The organism is Streptomyces sp. NPDC003284, from assembly GCF_053589675.1.
On sequence record NZ_JBSFSI010000006.1, the window covers coordinates 61,101 to 77,200 of the forward strand.

The window sequence follows — 16,100 nt, forward strand, 5'->3', positions numbered from 1 at the left end:
AGGTCGGCTTCCTTCGCTTGAGGGGATGTGCGGGCGGAGTGCGGTGACTTACAGGTGGGCGTAGACGTCGTCCAGCGAGATGCCGCGGGCGACCATCATCACCTGGACGTGGTACAGCAGCTGCGAGATCTCCTCGGCGGCGGCCTCCTTGCCCTCGTGCTCGGCGGCCATCCAGACCTCTGCGGCCTCCTCGACGACCTTCTTGCCGATGGCATGGACCCCCTTGCCGACCAGTTCGGCGGTGCGGGAGGTGGCGGGGTCGCCGTGGGCGGCCTTCTGCTGGAGCTCGGTGAACAGCTCCTCGAACGTCTTCTTGGACATGGTGCTGCTTACCCTACGCGCTCCGGCCCCCTGGTCACCGCCAGGGTTCGGATACTGAACGCAGCGTGGCGGCGGTCGCCACCGCCGCGGTCACCGCCTCGTGCCCCTTGTCCTCGCGGGAGCCCTCCAGACCGGCCCGGTCCAGCGCCTGTTCCTCGTCGTCACAGGTGAGTACGCCGAAGCCGATGGGCACGCCGGTGTCCACGGAGACCTGGGTCAGGCCCTGGGTGACGCCCTGGCAGACGTAGTCGAAGTGCGGGGTGCCGCCGCGGATGACGACACCGAGGGCGACGACCGCGTCGTAGCCGCGTCCGGCGAGCACCTTGGCCACCACCGGGAGTTCGAAGCTGCCGGGGACCCGGAGCAGCGTGGGCTCGTCGATCCCCAGCTCGTGCAGCGCGCGCAGGGCGCCGTCCACGAGTCCGTCCATCACCTTTTCGTGCCACTGCGCCGCGATGACGGCGACCCTGAGGTCGCCGCAGTTGCGGACGGACAGTTCCGGTGCACCCTTGCCGCTCACGTGTCTCCTCCGTGCTGGTGTTCTCGCCCGTGCCGGTCCCGGCCGGCCCGCGCAGGTCTACTGGTTGCCGCAGGCGGACGCGGTGGACGCGTCCAGCCAGGGCAGGTCGTGCCCCATCCGGTCCCGCTTGGTGCGCAGGTAGCGGAGGTTGTGCTCGCCGGCCTGGACGGGCATGGGCTCCCGGCCGGTGACCTGGATGCCGTGGCCGGTCAGCGCCTCGGTCTTGTCGGGATTGTTGGTCATCAGGCGGACGCTGCGCACCCCGAGGTCGCGCAGGATCTGCGCGCCGGCGCCGTAGTCCCGCGCGTCGGCGGGCAGGCCGAGTTCGAGGTTGGCGTCCAGCGTGTCGCGGCCGCGCTCCTGGAGTTCGTAGGCGCGCAGCTTGGACATCAGGCCGATGCCGCGCCCCTCGTGGCCGCGCAGATAGACCACCACTCCCCTGCCCTCGCGCTGGATGCGCTCCAGGGAGGCGTCCAGCTGGGGACCGCAGTCGCAGCGCAGGGAGCCGAAGACGTCCCCGGTCAGGCATTCGGAGTGGACGCGGACCAGGACGTCCTCGCCGGTGCCGATCTCGCCGTGCACCAGGGCGATGTGCTCCACGCCGTCGATGGCTGAGCGGAAGCCGTGGGCGGTGAAGGTGCCGTGCGCGGTGGGGAGGCTGACCGCCGCCTCGTGGCGGACGGTGGGCTCGCTGCCGCGGCGGTAGGCGATCAGGTCCTCGATGGAGATGATGGTCAGACCGTGCTTTCGGGCGAACAGGACCAGGTCGGGCAGGCGGAGCATCCGGCCGTCCTCACCGGCGATCTCGACGATCGCGCCGGCCGGGCGCAGCCCCGCGAGCCGGGCGAGGTCGACGGCGGCCTCGGTGTGGCCGTCGCGGGCGAGGACGCCGCCGGGCCGGGCGCGCAGCGGGAAGACATGGCCGGGCCGTACGAGGTCGGTGGGCTCGGCGGCGCCGCTCGCCAGGAGCTGGAGCGTGGTGGCGCGGTCGGCGGCGGAGATGCCGGTGGTGACGCCGTGCGCGGCGGTGGCGTCGACGGAGACCGTGAAGGCCGTCCGCATCGACTCGGTGTTGTCCTCGACCATCTGCGGCAGATGCAGCCGGTCGAGTTCCTCGCCCTCCATGGGGGCGCAGATCAGGCCGCGGCACTCGCTCATCATGAAGGCGACGATCTCGGGGGTCGCCTTCTCGGCGGCGACGACGAGGTCGCCCTCGTTCTCGCGGTTCTCGTCGTCGACGACCACGACGGGACGGCCGGCCGCGATGTCGGCGACGGCCTGTTCGACCGGGTCGAGCGCGAAGTCCTCGATGTTGTCGGTGCTGTAGAGGACGGGCGGGACCGCGGGGGCGGCGCGCAGCGCCTCGTTCGGGGCGGTGGCGGTGGCGGTGGCGGACGGGTGGGCGCTCATGCGGGCGCTCCTTCCGGTACGGGCCGCGCGCCGTGCCGGGAGCGCAGCCACCAGTCGCGCAGGCCCCACAGGACGAGCGCGCCGTAGAGGACGTAGACGAAGCCGGAGAAGGCGAAGCCGTTGGCGAAGTTCAGCGGGACGCCGACGGCGTCGACGAGCAGCCAGGCGAGCCAGAACTCGACCATGCCGCGGGCCTGGGCGTACATGGCGACGACGGTGCCGACGAAGATGTAGGCGTCCGGCCAGGGGTCCCAGGACAGGGACGGGTACGCCTCGAACAGGGAGGCGACCGCGACGGTGCCGACGGCGGCGACGGCGAGCAGGGCGGCCCGCTCCCGCCAGGTGGCGAAGCGGACGGCAATGTGGCCGTCGGCGCCCGTCCGCGGGCCGCGCTTCCACCGCCACCAGCCGTAGGCGGCGACGACCATGACGACGATCTGCTTGCCCGCGCTGCCGGAGAGGTGGGCGGTGGCGAAGGCGGCGAAGAGGATCGCGCCGGACAGGAACTGGGTGGGCCAGGTCCAGATCGAGCGGCGCCAGCCGAAGGCGAGACCGAGCAGTCCGATGATGTTGCCGATCATGTCGGACCACTTGATGTGCTGGCCGAACGCGGTGAACGCCTCGGAGTTCAGCCAGTTCACCGGTCTGCCCCCGGGGCGCGGTCGCCGAGCAGCCGCTCGACGTACTTGGCGACGACGTCCACTTCCAGGTTGACCGGGTCGCCCGGCTGCTTGATGCCGAGGGTGGTCAGGGCGAGGGTGGTGGGGATGAGGCTGACGGTGAAGTGCTCGGCGCCGGCCTCGACGACGGTGAGGCTGATGCCGTCGACGGTGATGGAGCCCTTCTCGACGACATAGCGGGCGAGCGGGGCGGGCAGCGAGATCTTCACGATCTCCCAGTGCTCGGAGGGCGTGCGCTCCAGGATCGCGCCGGTGCCGTCGACGTGGCCCTGCACGATGTGGCCGCCGAGGCGGGCGCCGACGGCGGTGGGGCGTTCGAGGTTGACCCGGGAGCCCGCGGTGAGGACGCCGAGGCTGGAGCGCTTGAGGGTCTCCGCCATGACGTCGGCGGTGAACTCCTCGCCGTCGTGCTCGACGACGGTGAGACAGACGCCGTTCACGGCGATGGAGTCGCCGTGCCGCGCGCCCTCGGTGACGACGGGGCCGCGGAGACGGAAGCGAGCGGCGTCGCCGAGGTCCTCGACGGCGGTGACCTCGCCCAGCTCTTCGACGATTCCGGTGAACACTTCCCGGGTCCTCCTGCCTCTTCGGGCACGGACTCCGGGGCTGCCGAGACGGCAGAGCACACGAGGGGACCACACGCAGGGCGACGACGCCGGAGCGGACCCGTCGCCAAACGGGCCCGTAGACGGCGACGCGCACAGATGTGCCCGCTCGCCGCGCACTGCCTCCCATCCGGACTTTAACCGTCGGTCCAGGAATTTCACCTGGTCAACCGGCCGCTGGAAGCGACCGGGTCGCGGACTGTAACCGCCGGTTCGGACTTTCACCGACCCCGGAGTGCGCTGCTACTGGTACACGGCCAGTGTGCCACGCCCGGTGGACGTCCATCCGGACGATCGGTGTGGGCTCGCTCACAGAGTGCAGCACCGCCCTCGGCCGGCGCGGGCGCGCGTGCCGGGGTGCGCCGGGCGCGCGCGTGAAAGGCCCGGCGGCGGGCAAGGGCCGTCGTCACCGCCGCCGGGCCGGTCTGTTCCTGAGTCAGACACTAAAAGGACTAGACCAGTGGGGTCAACAGGGCGGCACCGGACGCCAGTTCGGGTCACGGCAGGGCCACTCGCGCGGCGCGGGTGCGGGCGGGCCCGAAGCCGGACAAGCTGAACCTCGTACGACGTCACGGACCTCGCACGACGTCAGGGAAGGGACGGGACCTCATGACCACGATCCTGGTGACCGGCGGCACCGGAACCCTCGGCGCGCTCGTCGCCGAGCGGCTGCGCGCGGACGGGCACGAGGTGCGCGTGCTCAGCCGGCACTCCCGGCCGTACGGCGTCGATCTGCGCGAGGGCGGCCCGGGGCTGGACGCGGCCGTCGCGGGCGTGGACACGGTCGTGCACTGCGCGAGTTCGACGCGGGGCGGTGACGAGGAGGGGGCCGCCCATCTGATCGCGGCGGCGCGCGGCGCCGGGGTCTCCCATCTCGTGTACGTCTCCATCGTGGGCGTCGACCATGTGCCGCTCGGCTACTACCAGACCAAACGGGCCGTGGAGCGGCTGGTCGAGGAGTCGGGTCTCGGCTGGACCGTGCTGCGCGCCACCCAGTTCCACGACCTCGTGGCCGCTCTCCTCGGGAAGCTGGCCAGGCCGCCGGTGATGCTGCTCCCGGCCGGGGTGCGCGACCAGCCGGTGGAGGTCGCGGAGGTCGCCGGACGGCTGGCCGAACTGGCGGCGGGCGCCCCGGCGGGCCGGGTGCCGGACATGGGCGGCCCCGAGGTCCGCGGCGCCGAGTCCCTGGCCCGCGCCTATCTCAGGGCGACGGGCCGCCACCGCCCCGTCCTGAACGTCCCGCTGGCGGGCCGGGTCTACCGGGGCTACCGCGAGGGCGGCCACCTCGCGCCGGACCGGGCGGTCGGCAGACGGACCTTCGAGGAGTATCTGACGGCGCGCTTCGGGGGCGGCGGAACGCGGGGCTGAGACGGCGGCGGGCCGGTGCGGGCCGCGCCGGACGCTGGGGCCCGGCGGCACGGGGCGAGGCCCGGTCGAGTCCAGCGGGCCCGGGTGGGGGCCCTGCGGGCGGGTGCGGTCGCCCTGGACGGCGGCGCACCGGTCAGCCCGCCGGTCTCGGTCCCCCGGCCGGGCCCGGCGGCGCGAACAGGATCTCCTGGGCGCGGTCGCGGGCCGTCAGGAGGGCTCCGCGCAGGACGGCCGCGCCGCCCAGGGTGCTCGGCCGCACCTGGGTGGGCAGCGGTGACATGCGGGCGATGCGCCGGGCCACCCGGGCGGCGAGCGCCTCGCCGCCGGCCCGGCCGGTGTCCCCGCCGAGCACCACGCACCCGGGGTCCAGCACGGCCACCACGGAGGCCGCCCCGAGCGCCAGCCGGTCGGCGAGGGCGTCCAGGAACCGCCCGGCCTCGGGCGAGGAACCGCGCACCGCGCCGCGCACCAGTTCCGCGGCGGCCGGCTCACGTCCCGAGGGCGCGCCCGCCAGCCCGTGCTCGGCGGCCAGTTCCACCACCGCCGCCGAGCCCGCCAGCGAGTGGAAGCCGCCCGTGCAGTCGGTCGCCGAGGGCAGCCCGCCGGTGCCGGGCACGGGCAGGAAGCCGATCTCCCCGGTGCCGCCCGAGGCGCCGTGCCGCAGCGCCCCGTCCAGGACCACCGCGGCGCCGGTGCCGTGGCCGAGCCACAGCAGGACGAAGGTGTCCCGCCCCCGGGCGGCCCCGTCGCGCTGCTCGGCCAGGGCCGCGAGGTTGGTCTCGTTCTCGACGATGACCCGGGCGCGCGGCAGCCGTTCCTGGAGGGCGGCCACCAGTCGGCGGTGCCACTCGGGCAGCCCGGTGGAGTCGCGCAGTTCGCCCGTGACCGGGTCGATCAGGCCGGGCGCGCCGATGCCGACGGTGTGCAGCCGGGGCGCTCCCGCCTCCTTGGCGGCCCGCTCCACGAGCGTGACGGCCTGCTCGACCGCGGGGCCGGTGCCGGTGTCCGGGCCGACCGGCGCCGACGCCTCGGCCAGTTCCCGCCCGAGCAGATCGGAGACGGTCACGGCGACGCTGTCGGTGCGGACGTCGAGGGCGGCGAGGTACGCGCGGTCGGCGACGATGCCGTAGAGCCGCGCGTTGGGGCCGCGCCGCTGCTCGCCGGACTCCCCCACGACGGTGATCAGACCGGAGGCCGTCAGACGGTCGACCAGGTCGGCGACGGTGGGCCGGGACAGCCCGGTGAACTGCTTCAACTGCCCTGCCGTCAACGGCCCTTCCTGCTGCAACAGGCGCAGGGCGAGCCGGTCGTTGATGGCTCGGGCGGTGCTCGGGGATGCGGGCATGGCCGGAATCCTCCCAGATCCGGGGGGCCGGGCCGCGCGTGTGGTGAGCGGCCGCATAACCCCTATCTATCAGGCAGGGTCCCTGATAGTTTACGTCCGCACGTCGGCCGGAGAGCACACAGCCCGGGAGGGGCCGGAGAATGACAGCAGTGGTCCACCACCAGCGCGAGGTCAGACGCGCCCGGTACGCCGTGGCGGCCGTCTTCGCCGTGCACGGCTCGGTGACCGGTTCGTTCGCGACCCGGGTGCCATGGATCCAGGACCATGCCTCGGTCAGCGCCGGGCAACTGGGCCTCGCGCTCGCCTTCCCCGCGCTGGGCGCGTCCCTGGCGATGCCGCTCGCGGGCGGCATCAGCCACCGCTTCGGCGCCCGCACCGCGCTGCGCGGTCTGCTGGCCCTGTGGACGCTCTCCCTGGTCCTGCCCGCGCTCGCCCCGAACCTGCCGGTCCTGTGCCTGGCGCTGTTCGTCTACGGCGCCTCGTCCGGCATGGCGGACGTCGCGATGAACGCCCTCGGTGTGGAGGTGGAGAACCGGCTGGGCCGGTCGATCATGTCCGGGCTGCACGGGATGTGGAGCGCGGGTGCCCTGATCGGCTCGGCGGCCGGCACCCTGGCCGCGCACCTGGGCACGGACGCCCGCCTGCACCATGTGCTGGCGGCCGCTGTGCTGACGGTCCTCGGCCTGGTCGCCTGCACCTGGGTGCTGGACCTCCAGCCGGCCGAGGACGAGGAGCCGCCGCCGCGGTTCGCGCTGCCGCCCAGGTCGGCGCTGCTGATCGGCGCGGTCGGGTTCTGCGCGGTGTTCGCGGAGGGCGCCAGCCTGGACTGGTCGGCGGTGTATCTGCGCCATCAGCTGGAGACCTCGGCCGGGCTCGCCGCGGCCTGCACCACGGGCTTCACGCTCACCATGGCCATCGCCCGGATCGCCGGCGACCGCGTGGTGGACCGGTACGGCTCGGTGCGCACCGTGCGGGCCGGGGGCCTGATGGCCGTCGTGGGCGGGCTGCTGGTGGTGCTGGCGGGGCACCCGGCCGTGGCGATGGGCGGGTTCGCGCTGATGGGGCTCGGGATCGCGGTGGTCGTGCCGCTCTGCTTCGCCGCGGCGGGCCGCAGCGGGCCGAACCCCAGTCAGGCCATCGCGGGCGTGGCGACCATCACGTACACCTCCGGGCTGGTCGCGCCGAGTGCGATCGGCGGGCTCGCCCAGGCCACCAGCCTGGTGGTGTCGTTCGGTCTCGTCACCGTGCTGGCCTGCGGGCTCGCGGTCTTCGCCGGAGTGCTGCGGGCCGGTGACCGGGACCGTCCGAAGATCACCGCGCCGGACGCAGCAGTGCCCGGCCCGCGCGCCTGAACCCCTCGCTCCAGGGGGCGGGCCGCAGGGTGGCCGCGTCCAGCCGGACCAGGACGCGGCTGTCCGAGGCGTACGTCAGCGCGCCGTCGGCCGAGCAGAAGCGAAAGCCGTGCCCGTGCCACAGCTGTACGACAGGTCGGGTGCTGCGGGTGTTTCGGTGGTCACGGCGGTGCTCCTGGACGTACGGGCCGGGGGTGGTCCGCCCGCCATCCTGAGCGGTCGCTCACCTTGGGTGGCGGGGAAGGTGCTGGTCAGCCGCCCGCCACCCGCACAATGGTCTCGACCGACTTCACGTACAGAGAAAGCGAAACCCCACCATGGACCTCGGCGTGCGCTGGAAACTGCACGGTGACGGGCGCACGCCCGCACCCGGAGCGGTGGTCCGGCCCGACGAACGGCTGTCCTGGCCCCGCACGGTCGGGCTCGGCGCCCAGCACGTCGTGGCCATGTTCGGCGCCTCCTTCGTGGCCCCCGTACTCATGGGCCTCGACCCCAACCTCGCCATCATGATGTCGGGCGTGGCGACCGTGATCTTCCTGCTCGCCACCCGCGGCCGGGTGCCCAGCTACCTGGGCTGCTCGCTGTCGTTCGTGGGGGTCGCCGCGGTGATCCGGGCGCAGGGCGGCACCAGCGCGACGGTGACCGGCGCGGTCCTGGTCGTCGGCGCCGTGCTGTTCCTGGTCGGGGTGGCGGTGCAGCGGTTCGGGGCGCGGATCATCCACGCCGCGATGCCGCCGATCGTCACCGGCGCCGTCGTCATGCTGATCGGCTTCAACCTGGCCCCGGTGACCGCCTCCACCTACTGGCCGCAGGACCAGTGGACCGCCCTGCTGGTGATGCTGTTCACCGGTCTGGCCGTCGTCTGTCTGCGGGGTTTCTGGTCCCGGATCGCGATCTTCCTCGGGCTGGTCTTCGGCTACGGCATCTCCTGGGTCTTCGACCGGGTCTTCGGCAAGATCCACTCCGTGGACGGGTCGGGGAAGCTCACCGACCACTGGCGGCTGGACCTCTCGGGCGTCGGCAAGGCCGACTGGGTCGGGCTGCCGTCCTTCCACGGCCCGGCGTTCCACTGGTCGGCGATCCTGGTCGCGCTGCCCGTCGTCATCGCGCTGGTCGCGGAGAACGCGGGCCATGTGAAGGCCGTCGGCGAGATGACCGGCGACCCACTCGACGACAAGCTGGGCACGGCGATCTCGGCGGACGGCGTGGCCTCCGTGCTGTCCACGGCGGTGGGCGGCCCGCCCAACACCACGTACTCCGAGAACATCGGCGTCATGGCCGCCACCCGCGTCTACTCCACGGCCGCCTACTGGGCCGCCGCCGGGTTCGCGCTGCTGTTCGGGCTCTGCCCGAAGTTCGGCGCGGTCGTGGCCGCGATCCCGGGCGGTGTGCTCGGCGGCATCACCGTCATCCTGTACGGCATGATCGGCCTGCTCGGCGCGCAGATCTGGAGCAACGCCCGGGTCGACCTGCGCAATCCGCTGAACCTGGTGCCGGCCGCCGCGGGCATCATCATCGGCGTCGGCAACGTCAGCATGAAGTTCACCGACACCTTCTCCCTGAGCGGCATCGCCCTCGGCACGGTCGTCGTCATCACCGGCTACCACGCCCTGCGCGCCTTCGCCCCGGCGCATCTGAAACAGCAGGAGCCGCTGCTCGACGAGGGCACCTCCTCCTACGACGCGCCGGGACGCCCCGGCGGCGACGCGGGGACCTCCGCGCCGTAGCCGGACACCCGGCGGACCGGGCCCGGACCGGGCGGGCGTTCCCCCGTTCCGGGGAAGCGTCCGGCCCGTCGGCACCGGCGGGGGTGCGCGGCTGCGACGCTGCCCGCATGGGGCAAACGGCACCACTCACCCGCCGCCCGGCCGCCGCGGGGACCACCGGCACCGCGGCCGCCGTGGACACCGTCCTCGCGCGGCTGCGCGGGAGCGCCGCCGGACCGCCGGAGCGGGACGGGGTCGCGGTCTTCCACCGCGTCTACCTCGCGGTCGCCGAGGAGGCCGCCCGCCGCCCGGCGGCCGGGCGGCCCGCCACCGCGCGGGCCGCGGCCGCGCTGCACGCCCGGCTCGCCGGACGGTATCTGGCCGCCGTGGACCCGGCGGCCGGTCCGCGGCGCGCGCCGGACTGCTGGCGCCCGCTGCTCCAGGCGCGGCGGCACCCGGGCGTACGGCCGCTCCAGTTCGCCCTGGCGGGCCTGCACGCGCACACCGGGCACGATCTGGCGCTCGCCGTGGTGGACACCTGCGCCGCCCTGGGGTGCGAACCGGCCGGGCTGGAGGGCGCCTTCGAGCGCGTGGGCGATCTCCTCGCCGCGCTGGAGGAACGCGCCCGGGAGGACCTGGCGCCGGGCCCCGACCTGCTGCGGATCGCCGACCCGCTCACCCATCTGCTCGGCGCCTGGCACCCGCGGCAGGCGCTGGACGCCGCCTGGACGGCCGCGCGGACGCTGTGGGCGCTGCGCCGCGTGCCCGAGCTGGCCGGGGAGCACGCCCGCGGGCTGGACGCGGCCGTCGGCCTCACCGCGCGCATGATGCTCACCCCGCTGCCGCGCTGACACCCGCCCGGCCCGCCCCCGGTTCCCCGGAACTCCCTTGTCTCCCCGGTACGTTGGCTCTTCTGCACCGGTACATCGGTGATCACCGGCATCACGAAGGAGCGCATCGCCATGGCGACCCGTCTGGGACTGGGCCTTCCGCAGAACCGGCAGTACGACCTCGGCAGGGACGTGCCCGACGTGGCGCGGGCCGCGGAGGAGATCGGCTACGACAGCTTGTGGGTGTACGAGCGGGCGCTGTTCCCCGAGCCCGCCACCCAGGGCCTGTACGGCATCGAGGGCCTGCCCTGGCCCGACGCCTACCGCCATGTGGCCGAGCCGCTGGTCACGCTCACCCTCGCCGCGGCAGCCACCGAGCGGGTGGACCTGGGCACCAGCGTGCTCGTGGCGCCGCTGCACGTGCCGTTCCAGCTCGCCCGCTCGCTCGCCTCGCTGGACGCGGCCAGCGGCGGCCGGGTGATCGCGGGCTTCGGCACCGGCTGGTCGACCGACGAGTACGCGGCGGCGGGCGTCCGCCCGATCGAGGAGCGCGGCCGGGTGCTGGACGAGGTCATCGACGTCTGCCGCGCGGTGTGGGGCCCGGACCCGGTGCGCCACCACGGTCCGGTCACCCGGATCGACTCGGCGCTGGTGGGCCCCAAGCCCGCCCGGCCCATCCCGATCCTGCTGGCCGCGGGCAGCCGCAAGGCGCGCGAGCGGCTGGTGGAGCACGCGGACGGCTGGCTGCCGACCAGCATGGGCATCGACCAGGTGACCGCGCAGTGGCACGCCGTGCAGGACCTGGCCGCCGAGCGCGGCCGGCAGCAGCCGATCCGGACCGTGCTGCGGGCCAACGCCCGCTACGCGGCCAAGGCCCAGGAGGGCACCGGCCGGGCGCACTTCCACGGCAGCGTCGACCAGATCGTCGAGGACCTGTTCCCCTATGTGGAGCTGGGGATGCAGGAGATCCTGGTCGATCTCCAGAGCACCCTGCGGGACGCCGGTGAGCTGAAGGACGTGGCCGCCGAGCTGTACGAGAAGGCGCGGGCCGCGGGGCTGTGACGGCCCGCGGCCGGGCTCAGTCCTCGGGGAGTTCGACGGGCGCGATCTCGTCGTAGACGTCGCCGGGGCCCGGGTTGGCCGCGTCCGTGGCCCCGCCGAAGTGGTGCATCACGCCCCAGACCGCGTTCAGCGCGGTCTGGACGGCGCCCTCGGCCCAGCCCGCCGTCCAGGAGATGTCGTCGCCCGCCAGGAAGATGCCCCGCTTGTCCGCGGGCAGCCGGTCCTGCATGAAGTGGGTGAACAGACGGCGCTGGTAGCGGTAGTGGCCGGGCAGGTTGGCCTTGAACGCGCCCATGAAGTAGGGCTCGTTCTCCCAGGAGACGGTCACCGGGTTGCCGATGACGTGCTTCCTGATGTCGACCCGCGGATAGATCTCCGACAGCGACTTGAGCATGACCTCCATCCGCTCGTTCGCGGACAGCGGCAGCCACTTCAGGCTGTCGTCGCACCAGGTGTAGGAGAGGCAGATCACGGCGGGCTTGTCCGGGCCGTCGTCCAGCAGGTACGTGCCGCGGGTCATCCGGTCGGTCAGCGTCATCGACATGACGTCCCGCCCGGTGTGCTCGTCCTTGTCCAGCCAGAACGGCCGGTCCACCGGCACGAACAGCTTGCTGGACTCCATGTAGTGGGTGCGCTCGATCGCCGTCCAGTGGTCGATCGGGAACAGCTCGTCGTCGCACTGGATCTTGGACAGCAGCATCCAGGACTGGGCGGTGAAGATCGCCGCGCGGAAGGTGCGGATGTCGCCGTCGGCGTCCGTCACGGTGATCCGGTTGCCCGCGGTGCGGTGCAGCCGGGTCACGGCCGGGCGCGGCTCGCCGCCGGGGTGCAGGGACTTCAGCGAGGTGCCGTACGGCCAGTGGACGGTCTTCTCCGGCTCGCGCTCCCACAGCCTGAGCGGCAGCTGCTGCGAGCCGCCGACGATGCCGCGGTGGTGGTCGTCCGCCTCGGTGTAGACGACACGCAGGATCTCCAGGATGGAGTTCGGGAAGTCGGTGTCCCAGCCGCCGGTGCCGAAGCCGACCTGGCCGAAGATCTCCCGGTGCCGGAAGGACCGGAACGCCTCGGAGTCGCACAGGAAGCCGTAGAAGGTCTGGTTGTCGAGCTTCTCGACGAGGCGCGACCAGATCTCGCGGATGCGCGGCACGTCCCGCTCGCGCAGGGCGCGGTTCATGTCGGAGAAGTCGGCACCCTCCTCCAGGCACCGGCCCCAGGCGTCCGCGACGTCCCGGTAGACCTGCGGCAGGTCGTCGGCGGTCTCGGCGTAGTGCGACTCGCCCTTGAGGTCGACGACCGTGGAGGGGGTGGTCTCGGCGAGCGGGTTGGGGAAGGGACGCGTGCGCAGGTCCACCAGGTCGATGTAGTGCTGGAGCGCCGTGGAGGAGGGCGGGAAGCGCATCGCGCCCATCTCGGCGGTCAGCGACTCGTCGCAGCCCTCGAAGCCGACGGTGCGCAGCCGGCCGCCGATCCGGTCCGCCTCGTACACGACGGGCTTGAGGCCCATCTTCATCAGCTCGTAGGCGGCCACGATCCCGGACAGGCCGCCGCCGACGACCGCGACCTCGGCGCCGTGCTCGGTGGCGGGGATCTGGCCGAGCCCGGCCGGGTGGGCGAGGAAGTCGTCGTACGCGTACGGGAAGTCCGGGCCGAACATGGTGATCGGCGGCTGCTGCTCGTCTGCGTGCTCGACGGCGTTGGGCACGGTGGACGTCATGGGGTACGGACTCCTTGCACGGGGAAGATCGCGGGGTGGCGGGGGCGGGGCGGGTGTCAGCCGGGGATGCCGAGGGAGCCGTAGAGCCCGGGGCGGCGGTCGCTCAGATACGGGTTGGCCGCGCGGGAGGCGGCGAGCACGGCGGGGTCGACGTCGGCGAGGACCAGATCCTCGCCCCGGCCGGCGCGGGCGCGGGCGGTGCCGTCGGGTCCGGCGAGGACGGAGAGGCCGACGAACTCGAAGTCGCCCTCCTGACCGGCCCGGTTGACGTAGGCGACGTAGAGCTGGTTCTCGAAGGCGCGCACCGGCACCAGCGACTCGGCGACGAACTGGAACGGGTGCATCTGCGCGGTCGGGACGACCAGGAGGTCGGTGCCGGCCAGGGCGTGCGCGCGGACGTTCTCCGGGAACTCGACGTCGTAGCAGATCATCAGGCCGATCCTCAGGCCGCCCAGTTCGGCCTGGACGACGGGCTCGTCGCCAGGGATGAACACCTCGCGCTCGAAGGGGCCGAAGAGGTGGGTCTTGCGGTAGCCGGCCAGCCGGGTGCCGTCGGCGGAGATCAGCTGGACGGAGTTGAAGACGGCCTCGGCGACGCGCTCCGGGTAGCCGTAGGCGACGGCCAGGCCGTGCCGGCAGGCGAGTTCGGCGACGGCGTCGGCCGCCTCCCCGTCGGCGGGCTCGGCGAGCCGGGCGACGCCGTCGCCGATCGCGTACCCGGTCAGGAACATCTCCGAGGTGACCAGCAGCCCGGCACCGGCCTCGGCGGCGCGGCCGGCGGCGGCGTCGAGCACCTTCAGGTTCTCGGCGACGGAGCCGGGGCGGCCGGAGCTCTGGAGCAGGGCGGTGCGCAGCGGCGGCATGGCGGTCCTAGGGAAGGTGCGGGGCGCGGTCGGGGGGCCGGAACGACGGTACGTTTCGCCTGGTCGGAGGGACAAGACGGGACCGTTGCGTCTGTGCGGGCGATCCGTTGCGCCCCGGACGGCGCGTACGGCGATTCGTTGCGCGGCGGACGCGGTGGTGGCCGCGGTGGTGGCCGCGGCCGACGACGGGCGGCCTCAGGTGGGTGAGCCCGAGGAGTATCTGCGCAGCAGCGGGGAGAGGACCAGGACCGACTTGGTGCGCTCCACGAACGGCTCGCCCGCGATGCGCTCCAGGACCCGTTCGAAGTGGCGCATGTCGGCGGCGAAGACCTGGGCGATCGCGTCCGCGTCACCGGTGACGGTGGACGCGGACACGACCTCCTGGTAGCGCTCCAGGCCGCGCTGGATCGTCTCCGGCGAGGTGTTGCGCCGGCAGTGGATCTCCACGAAGCCCTCGGTGTGCCAGCCGAGCGCCGCCGGGTCGACGCGGACCGTGAACCCCGTGATGGCGCCGGTGGCGCGCAGCCGGTCCACCCGCCGTTTGACGGCGGGCGCGGACAGTCCGATCAGCTGCCCGATGTCCGCGTAGGAGCGGCGGGCGTCCTCGGCGAGGGCGTGCACGATGCGTTCGTCGAGTTCGTTCAGCACGGGGCGCGGGTCATTTCTCCGGGCTCGGGTCCGGTCGTCCGGTCTACTGGGCTGCCGTCGCGGGGCCGGAACCGGCCGCGAGACGGGAACGGCGGTGGCCGTACAGGAAGTAGATCACGAGCCCGACGGCCATCCAGATCCCGAAGACCACCCAGGTGACGGTGGACAGGCTGCCCATCATCCACACGCACAGCACGAAGCCGATCGCGGGCAGCACCGGCGACAGCGGCACCCGGAAGGTGCGGCGCATGGCGGGCCGGGTCCGGCGCAGCACCACGACGGCCACATTGACCAGGGCGAAGGCGAAGAGGGTGCCGATGCTGGTGGCGTCCGCGAGCTGGCCCAGCGGGATGGCGGCGGCCAGCACACCGCAGAACAGGGACACGATGAGCGTGTTCACCCGGGGCGCGCCGGACTTCGGGTGGACGCGGGAGAACGCCTTGGGCACCAGACCGTCGCGGGACATGGCGAACAGGATGCGGGTCTGGCCGTAGAGCACGGTCAGCACGACGCTGGCGATGGCGATGACCGCGCAGAAGGCCAGCAGCGTCCCCCAGAAGCTCTGGCCGGTGACGTCGCGCATGATCTGGGCGAGGGCGGCCTCCGAGTCGTTGAACTGCCGCCAGGGCTTGGCGCCCACCGCGACGGCGGCGACCAGGACGTACAGCGCGGTGACGATGACCAGGGAGAGCATGATCGCGCGGGGCAGGTCGCGCTGCGCGTTCTTGGCCTCCTCACCGGCGGTGGAGGCGGCGTCGAAGCCGATGTACGAGAAGAACAGCGTCGCGCCCGCCGCGCTGACACCGCCCATGCCGAGCGGCATGAAGTGGGAGTAGTTGCCGGAGCGGAAGCCCTGGACACCGATGGCGCAGAACAGGATCAGCGCGGCGATCTTCACGCACACCATGACCGTGTTGGCGCGGGCCGACTCCTTGGCGCCGCCGAGCAGGAAGACCATCGCGAGCAGGACGACGAGCAGTGCGGGCAGGTTGAAGACCCCGCCGTCGCCGGGCGGCGCGGACAGGGCCGCGGGTATGGTCACGCCGATCGTGCCCTTGAGCAGCTCGTTGAGGTACTCGCCCCAGCCGACGGCGACGGCGGCCACCGACACGCCGTACTCCAGGACCAGGCACCAGCCGCAGACCCAGGCGATCAGCTCGCCCATCGTTGCGTATGCGTACGAGTACGAGGATCCGGAGACCGGGATGGTGCCGGCCAGCTCGGCGTAGGAGAGGGCGGAGAAGAGCGCCGTGAGACCGGCGATCACGAAGGACAGCGTGACGGCGGGCCCGGCCTTGGGGACGGCCTCGCCGAGCACCACGAAGATGCCGGTGCCCAGGGTGGCGCCGATGCTGATCATGGTGAGCTGCCACAGCCCCAGGGACCGCCTGAGCGTTCCGCCCTCACCCTGACCGCCCTCTGCGACCAGGCGTTCCACCGGCTTGCGGCGCATCAGGCGGGCGCCGAGAGACGGGGGGACGGTGGTGCTGCGGTCCGGGGGTGCGCCTTGGTCGAGCACGCGCGGCTCCTTGTCGCTGCGATTGCCGGAGCGGGCGGGACCGGTGGCGCCCCGTCCCGCGGGGACCCACCGAGCGGGGTCCCTGCCACGCCATGTACAGCGCAGACCTTATGAGGCTGCGCTTCACAAGCGTAATGCAGCAACCTTGCGTCTTCCC

At 73.1% G+C, this 16,100-nt stretch carries 15 protein-coding genes, 1 pseudogene and 1 riboswitch; of the genes and pseudogenes, 5 read left to right on the plus strand and 11 right to left on the minus strand.

Annotated features, from left to right (window positions below; all coding sequences use genetic code 11):
- Window positions 1-48: 48 nt before the first annotated feature.
- From ACWDYF_RS15085 to ACWDYF_RS15105, 5 genes are read right to left on the minus strand one after another with little or no spacing between them, the layout of a single operon-like run.
- Window positions 49-321, minus strand: a complete 273-nt coding sequence (locus tag ACWDYF_RS15085) for a phosphoribosyl-ATP diphosphatase (protein WP_018570165.1) — start codon at window positions 319-321, stop codon at window positions 49-51.
- A gap of 34 nt (window positions 322-355) precedes the next feature.
- On the minus strand, window positions 356-841 hold the full coding sequence (gene ribH, locus ACWDYF_RS15090; protein ID WP_018570166.1) for a 6,7-dimethyl-8-ribityllumazine synthase: 486 nt from the start codon (window positions 839-841) through the stop codon (window positions 356-358).
- A gap of 57 nt (window positions 842-898) precedes the next feature.
- Window positions 899-2,251, minus strand: coding sequence for a bifunctional 3,4-dihydroxy-2-butanone-4-phosphate synthase/GTP cyclohydrolase II (locus ACWDYF_RS15095; RefSeq protein ID WP_389464233.1), 1,353 nt, complete (start codon window positions 2,249-2,251; stop codon window positions 899-901).
- A complete protein-coding gene (locus tag ACWDYF_RS15100; RefSeq protein WP_381737107.1) occupies window positions 2,248-2,892 on the minus strand; it encodes a nicotinamide mononucleotide transporter family protein in 645 nt (214 codons plus the stop codon). The genes ACWDYF_RS15095 and ACWDYF_RS15100 overlap by 4 nt, the downstream gene beginning before the upstream one ends.
- Window positions 2,889-3,497 carry a riboflavin synthase gene (locus ACWDYF_RS15105; protein ID WP_389464231.1) on the minus strand — a complete coding sequence of 203 codons (609 nt, stop codon included), beginning with the start codon at window positions 3,495-3,497 and terminating at the stop codon, window positions 2,889-2,891. Before ACWDYF_RS15105 ends, ACWDYF_RS15100 begins: the two co-directional genes overlap by 4 nt.
- 151 nt (window positions 3,498-3,648) lie before the next feature.
- Window positions 3,649-3,779, minus strand: a riboswitch (FMN riboswitch).
- A 366-nt stretch (window positions 3,780-4,145) separates the two neighbouring features.
- Between ACWDYF_RS15105 and ACWDYF_RS15110 the strand changes: the two genes are divergently transcribed.
- Window positions 4,146-4,904, plus strand: coding sequence for an SDR family oxidoreductase (locus tag ACWDYF_RS15110; protein ID WP_381737106.1), 759 nt, complete (start codon window positions 4,146-4,148; stop codon window positions 4,902-4,904).
- Between the two features lie 133 nt (window positions 4,905-5,037).
- On the opposite strand, the gene ACWDYF_RS15115 is transcribed toward ACWDYF_RS15110, so the two are convergent.
- Entirely contained in the window at window positions 5,038-6,249 is a 1,212-nt protein-coding gene (locus ACWDYF_RS15115; RefSeq protein WP_389464229.1) for an ROK family transcriptional regulator, read from the minus strand.
- A gap of 140 nt (window positions 6,250-6,389) precedes the next feature.
- Between ACWDYF_RS15115 and ACWDYF_RS15120 the strand changes: the two genes are divergently transcribed.
- On the plus strand, window positions 6,390-7,601 hold the full coding sequence (locus tag ACWDYF_RS15120) for an MFS transporter (RefSeq protein WP_389464227.1): 1,212 nt from the start codon (window positions 6,390-6,392) through the stop codon (window positions 7,599-7,601).
- Here the strand turns inward: ACWDYF_RS15120 and ACWDYF_RS15125 are convergent.
- Window positions 7,561-7,713: pseudogene (locus tag ACWDYF_RS15125) on the minus strand (acyl-CoA thioesterase); the annotation flags it as partial. The gene ACWDYF_RS15120 and the pseudogene ACWDYF_RS15125 sit on opposite strands and share 41 nt — an antisense overlap.
- Before the next feature lie 205 nt (window positions 7,714-7,918).
- Here ACWDYF_RS15125 and ACWDYF_RS15130 point away from each other — a divergent pair.
- From ACWDYF_RS15130 to ACWDYF_RS15140, 3 genes are all read left to right on the plus strand, one after another.
- Entirely contained in the window at window positions 7,919-9,328 is a 1,410-nt protein-coding gene (locus tag ACWDYF_RS15130) for a uracil-xanthine permease family protein (protein WP_381737103.1), read from the plus strand.
- 107 nt (window positions 9,329-9,435) lie between these two features.
- The gene (locus ACWDYF_RS15135) at window positions 9,436-10,158 is read left to right on the plus strand and encodes a DUF5995 family protein (RefSeq protein ID WP_381737102.1); all 723 of its coding nucleotides are present in this window, start codon (window positions 9,436-9,438) and stop codon (window positions 10,156-10,158) included.
- 111 nt (window positions 10,159-10,269) lie between these two features.
- Entirely contained in the window at window positions 10,270-11,199 is a 930-nt protein-coding gene (locus tag ACWDYF_RS15140) for an LLM class F420-dependent oxidoreductase (RefSeq protein ID WP_381737101.1), read from the plus strand.
- A 16-nt stretch (window positions 11,200-11,215) separates the two neighbouring features.
- Here the strand turns inward: ACWDYF_RS15140 and ACWDYF_RS15145 are convergent, their stop codons facing one another.
- The 4 genes from ACWDYF_RS15145 to ACWDYF_RS15160 form a co-directional block, all read right to left on the minus strand.
- Entirely contained in the window at window positions 11,216-12,913 is a 1,698-nt protein-coding gene (locus ACWDYF_RS15145; RefSeq protein ID WP_381737100.1) for a flavin monoamine oxidase family protein, read from the minus strand.
- 56 nt (window positions 12,914-12,969) lie between these two features.
- Entirely contained in the window at window positions 12,970-13,767 is a 798-nt protein-coding gene (locus tag ACWDYF_RS15150) for a carbon-nitrogen hydrolase family protein (protein ID WP_381737149.1), read from the minus strand.
- Between the two features lie 204 nt (window positions 13,768-13,971).
- Window positions 13,972-14,424, minus strand: a complete 453-nt coding sequence (locus ACWDYF_RS15155; RefSeq protein ID WP_018570178.1) for an Lrp/AsnC family transcriptional regulator — start codon at window positions 14,422-14,424, stop codon at window positions 13,972-13,974.
- Window positions 14,425-14,467: 43 nt separating this feature from the next.
- The gene (locus ACWDYF_RS15160) at window positions 14,468-15,943 is read right to left on the minus strand and encodes an amino acid permease (protein ID WP_381737099.1); all 1,476 of its coding nucleotides are present in this window, start codon (window positions 15,941-15,943) and stop codon (window positions 14,468-14,470) included.
- Window positions 15,944-16,100: the final 157 nt, after the last annotated feature.

What these genes read in the sequence shown, in the direction of transcription:
- ACWDYF_RS15130 (WP_381737103.1), top strand. Translation starts at nt 7,919, where the DNA reads ATGGACCTCGGCGTGCGCTGGAAACTGCACGGTGACGGGCGCACGCCC.
- ACWDYF_RS15115 (WP_389464229.1), bottom strand. Translation starts at nt 6,249, where the DNA reads ATGCCCGCATCCCCGAGCACCGCCCGAGCCATCAACGACCGGCTCGCC.
- ACWDYF_RS15085 (WP_018570165.1), bottom strand. Translation starts at nt 321, where the DNA reads ATGTCCAAGAAGACGTTCGAGGAGCTGTTCACCGAGCTCCAGCAGAAG.
- ACWDYF_RS15140 (WP_381737101.1), top strand. Translation starts at nt 10,270, where the DNA reads ATGGCGACCCGTCTGGGACTGGGCCTTCCGCAGAACCGGCAGTACGAC.
- ACWDYF_RS15120 (WP_389464227.1), top strand. Translation starts at nt 6,390, where the DNA reads ATGACAGCAGTGGTCCACCACCAGCGCGAGGTCAGACGCGCCCGGTAC.
- ACWDYF_RS15145 (WP_381737100.1), bottom strand. Translation starts at nt 12,913, where the DNA reads ATGACGTCCACCGTGCCCAACGCCGTCGAGCACGCAGACGAGCAGCAG.
- ACWDYF_RS15135 (WP_381737102.1), top strand. Translation starts at nt 9,436, where the DNA reads ATGGGGCAAACGGCACCACTCACCCGCCGCCCGGCCGCCGCGGGGACC.
- ACWDYF_RS15095 (WP_389464233.1), bottom strand. Translation starts at nt 2,251, where the DNA reads ATGAGCGCCCACCCGTCCGCCACCGCCACCGCCACCGCCCCGAACGAG.
- ACWDYF_RS15110 (WP_381737106.1), top strand. Translation starts at nt 4,146, where the DNA reads ATGACCACGATCCTGGTGACCGGCGGCACCGGAACCCTCGGCGCGCTC.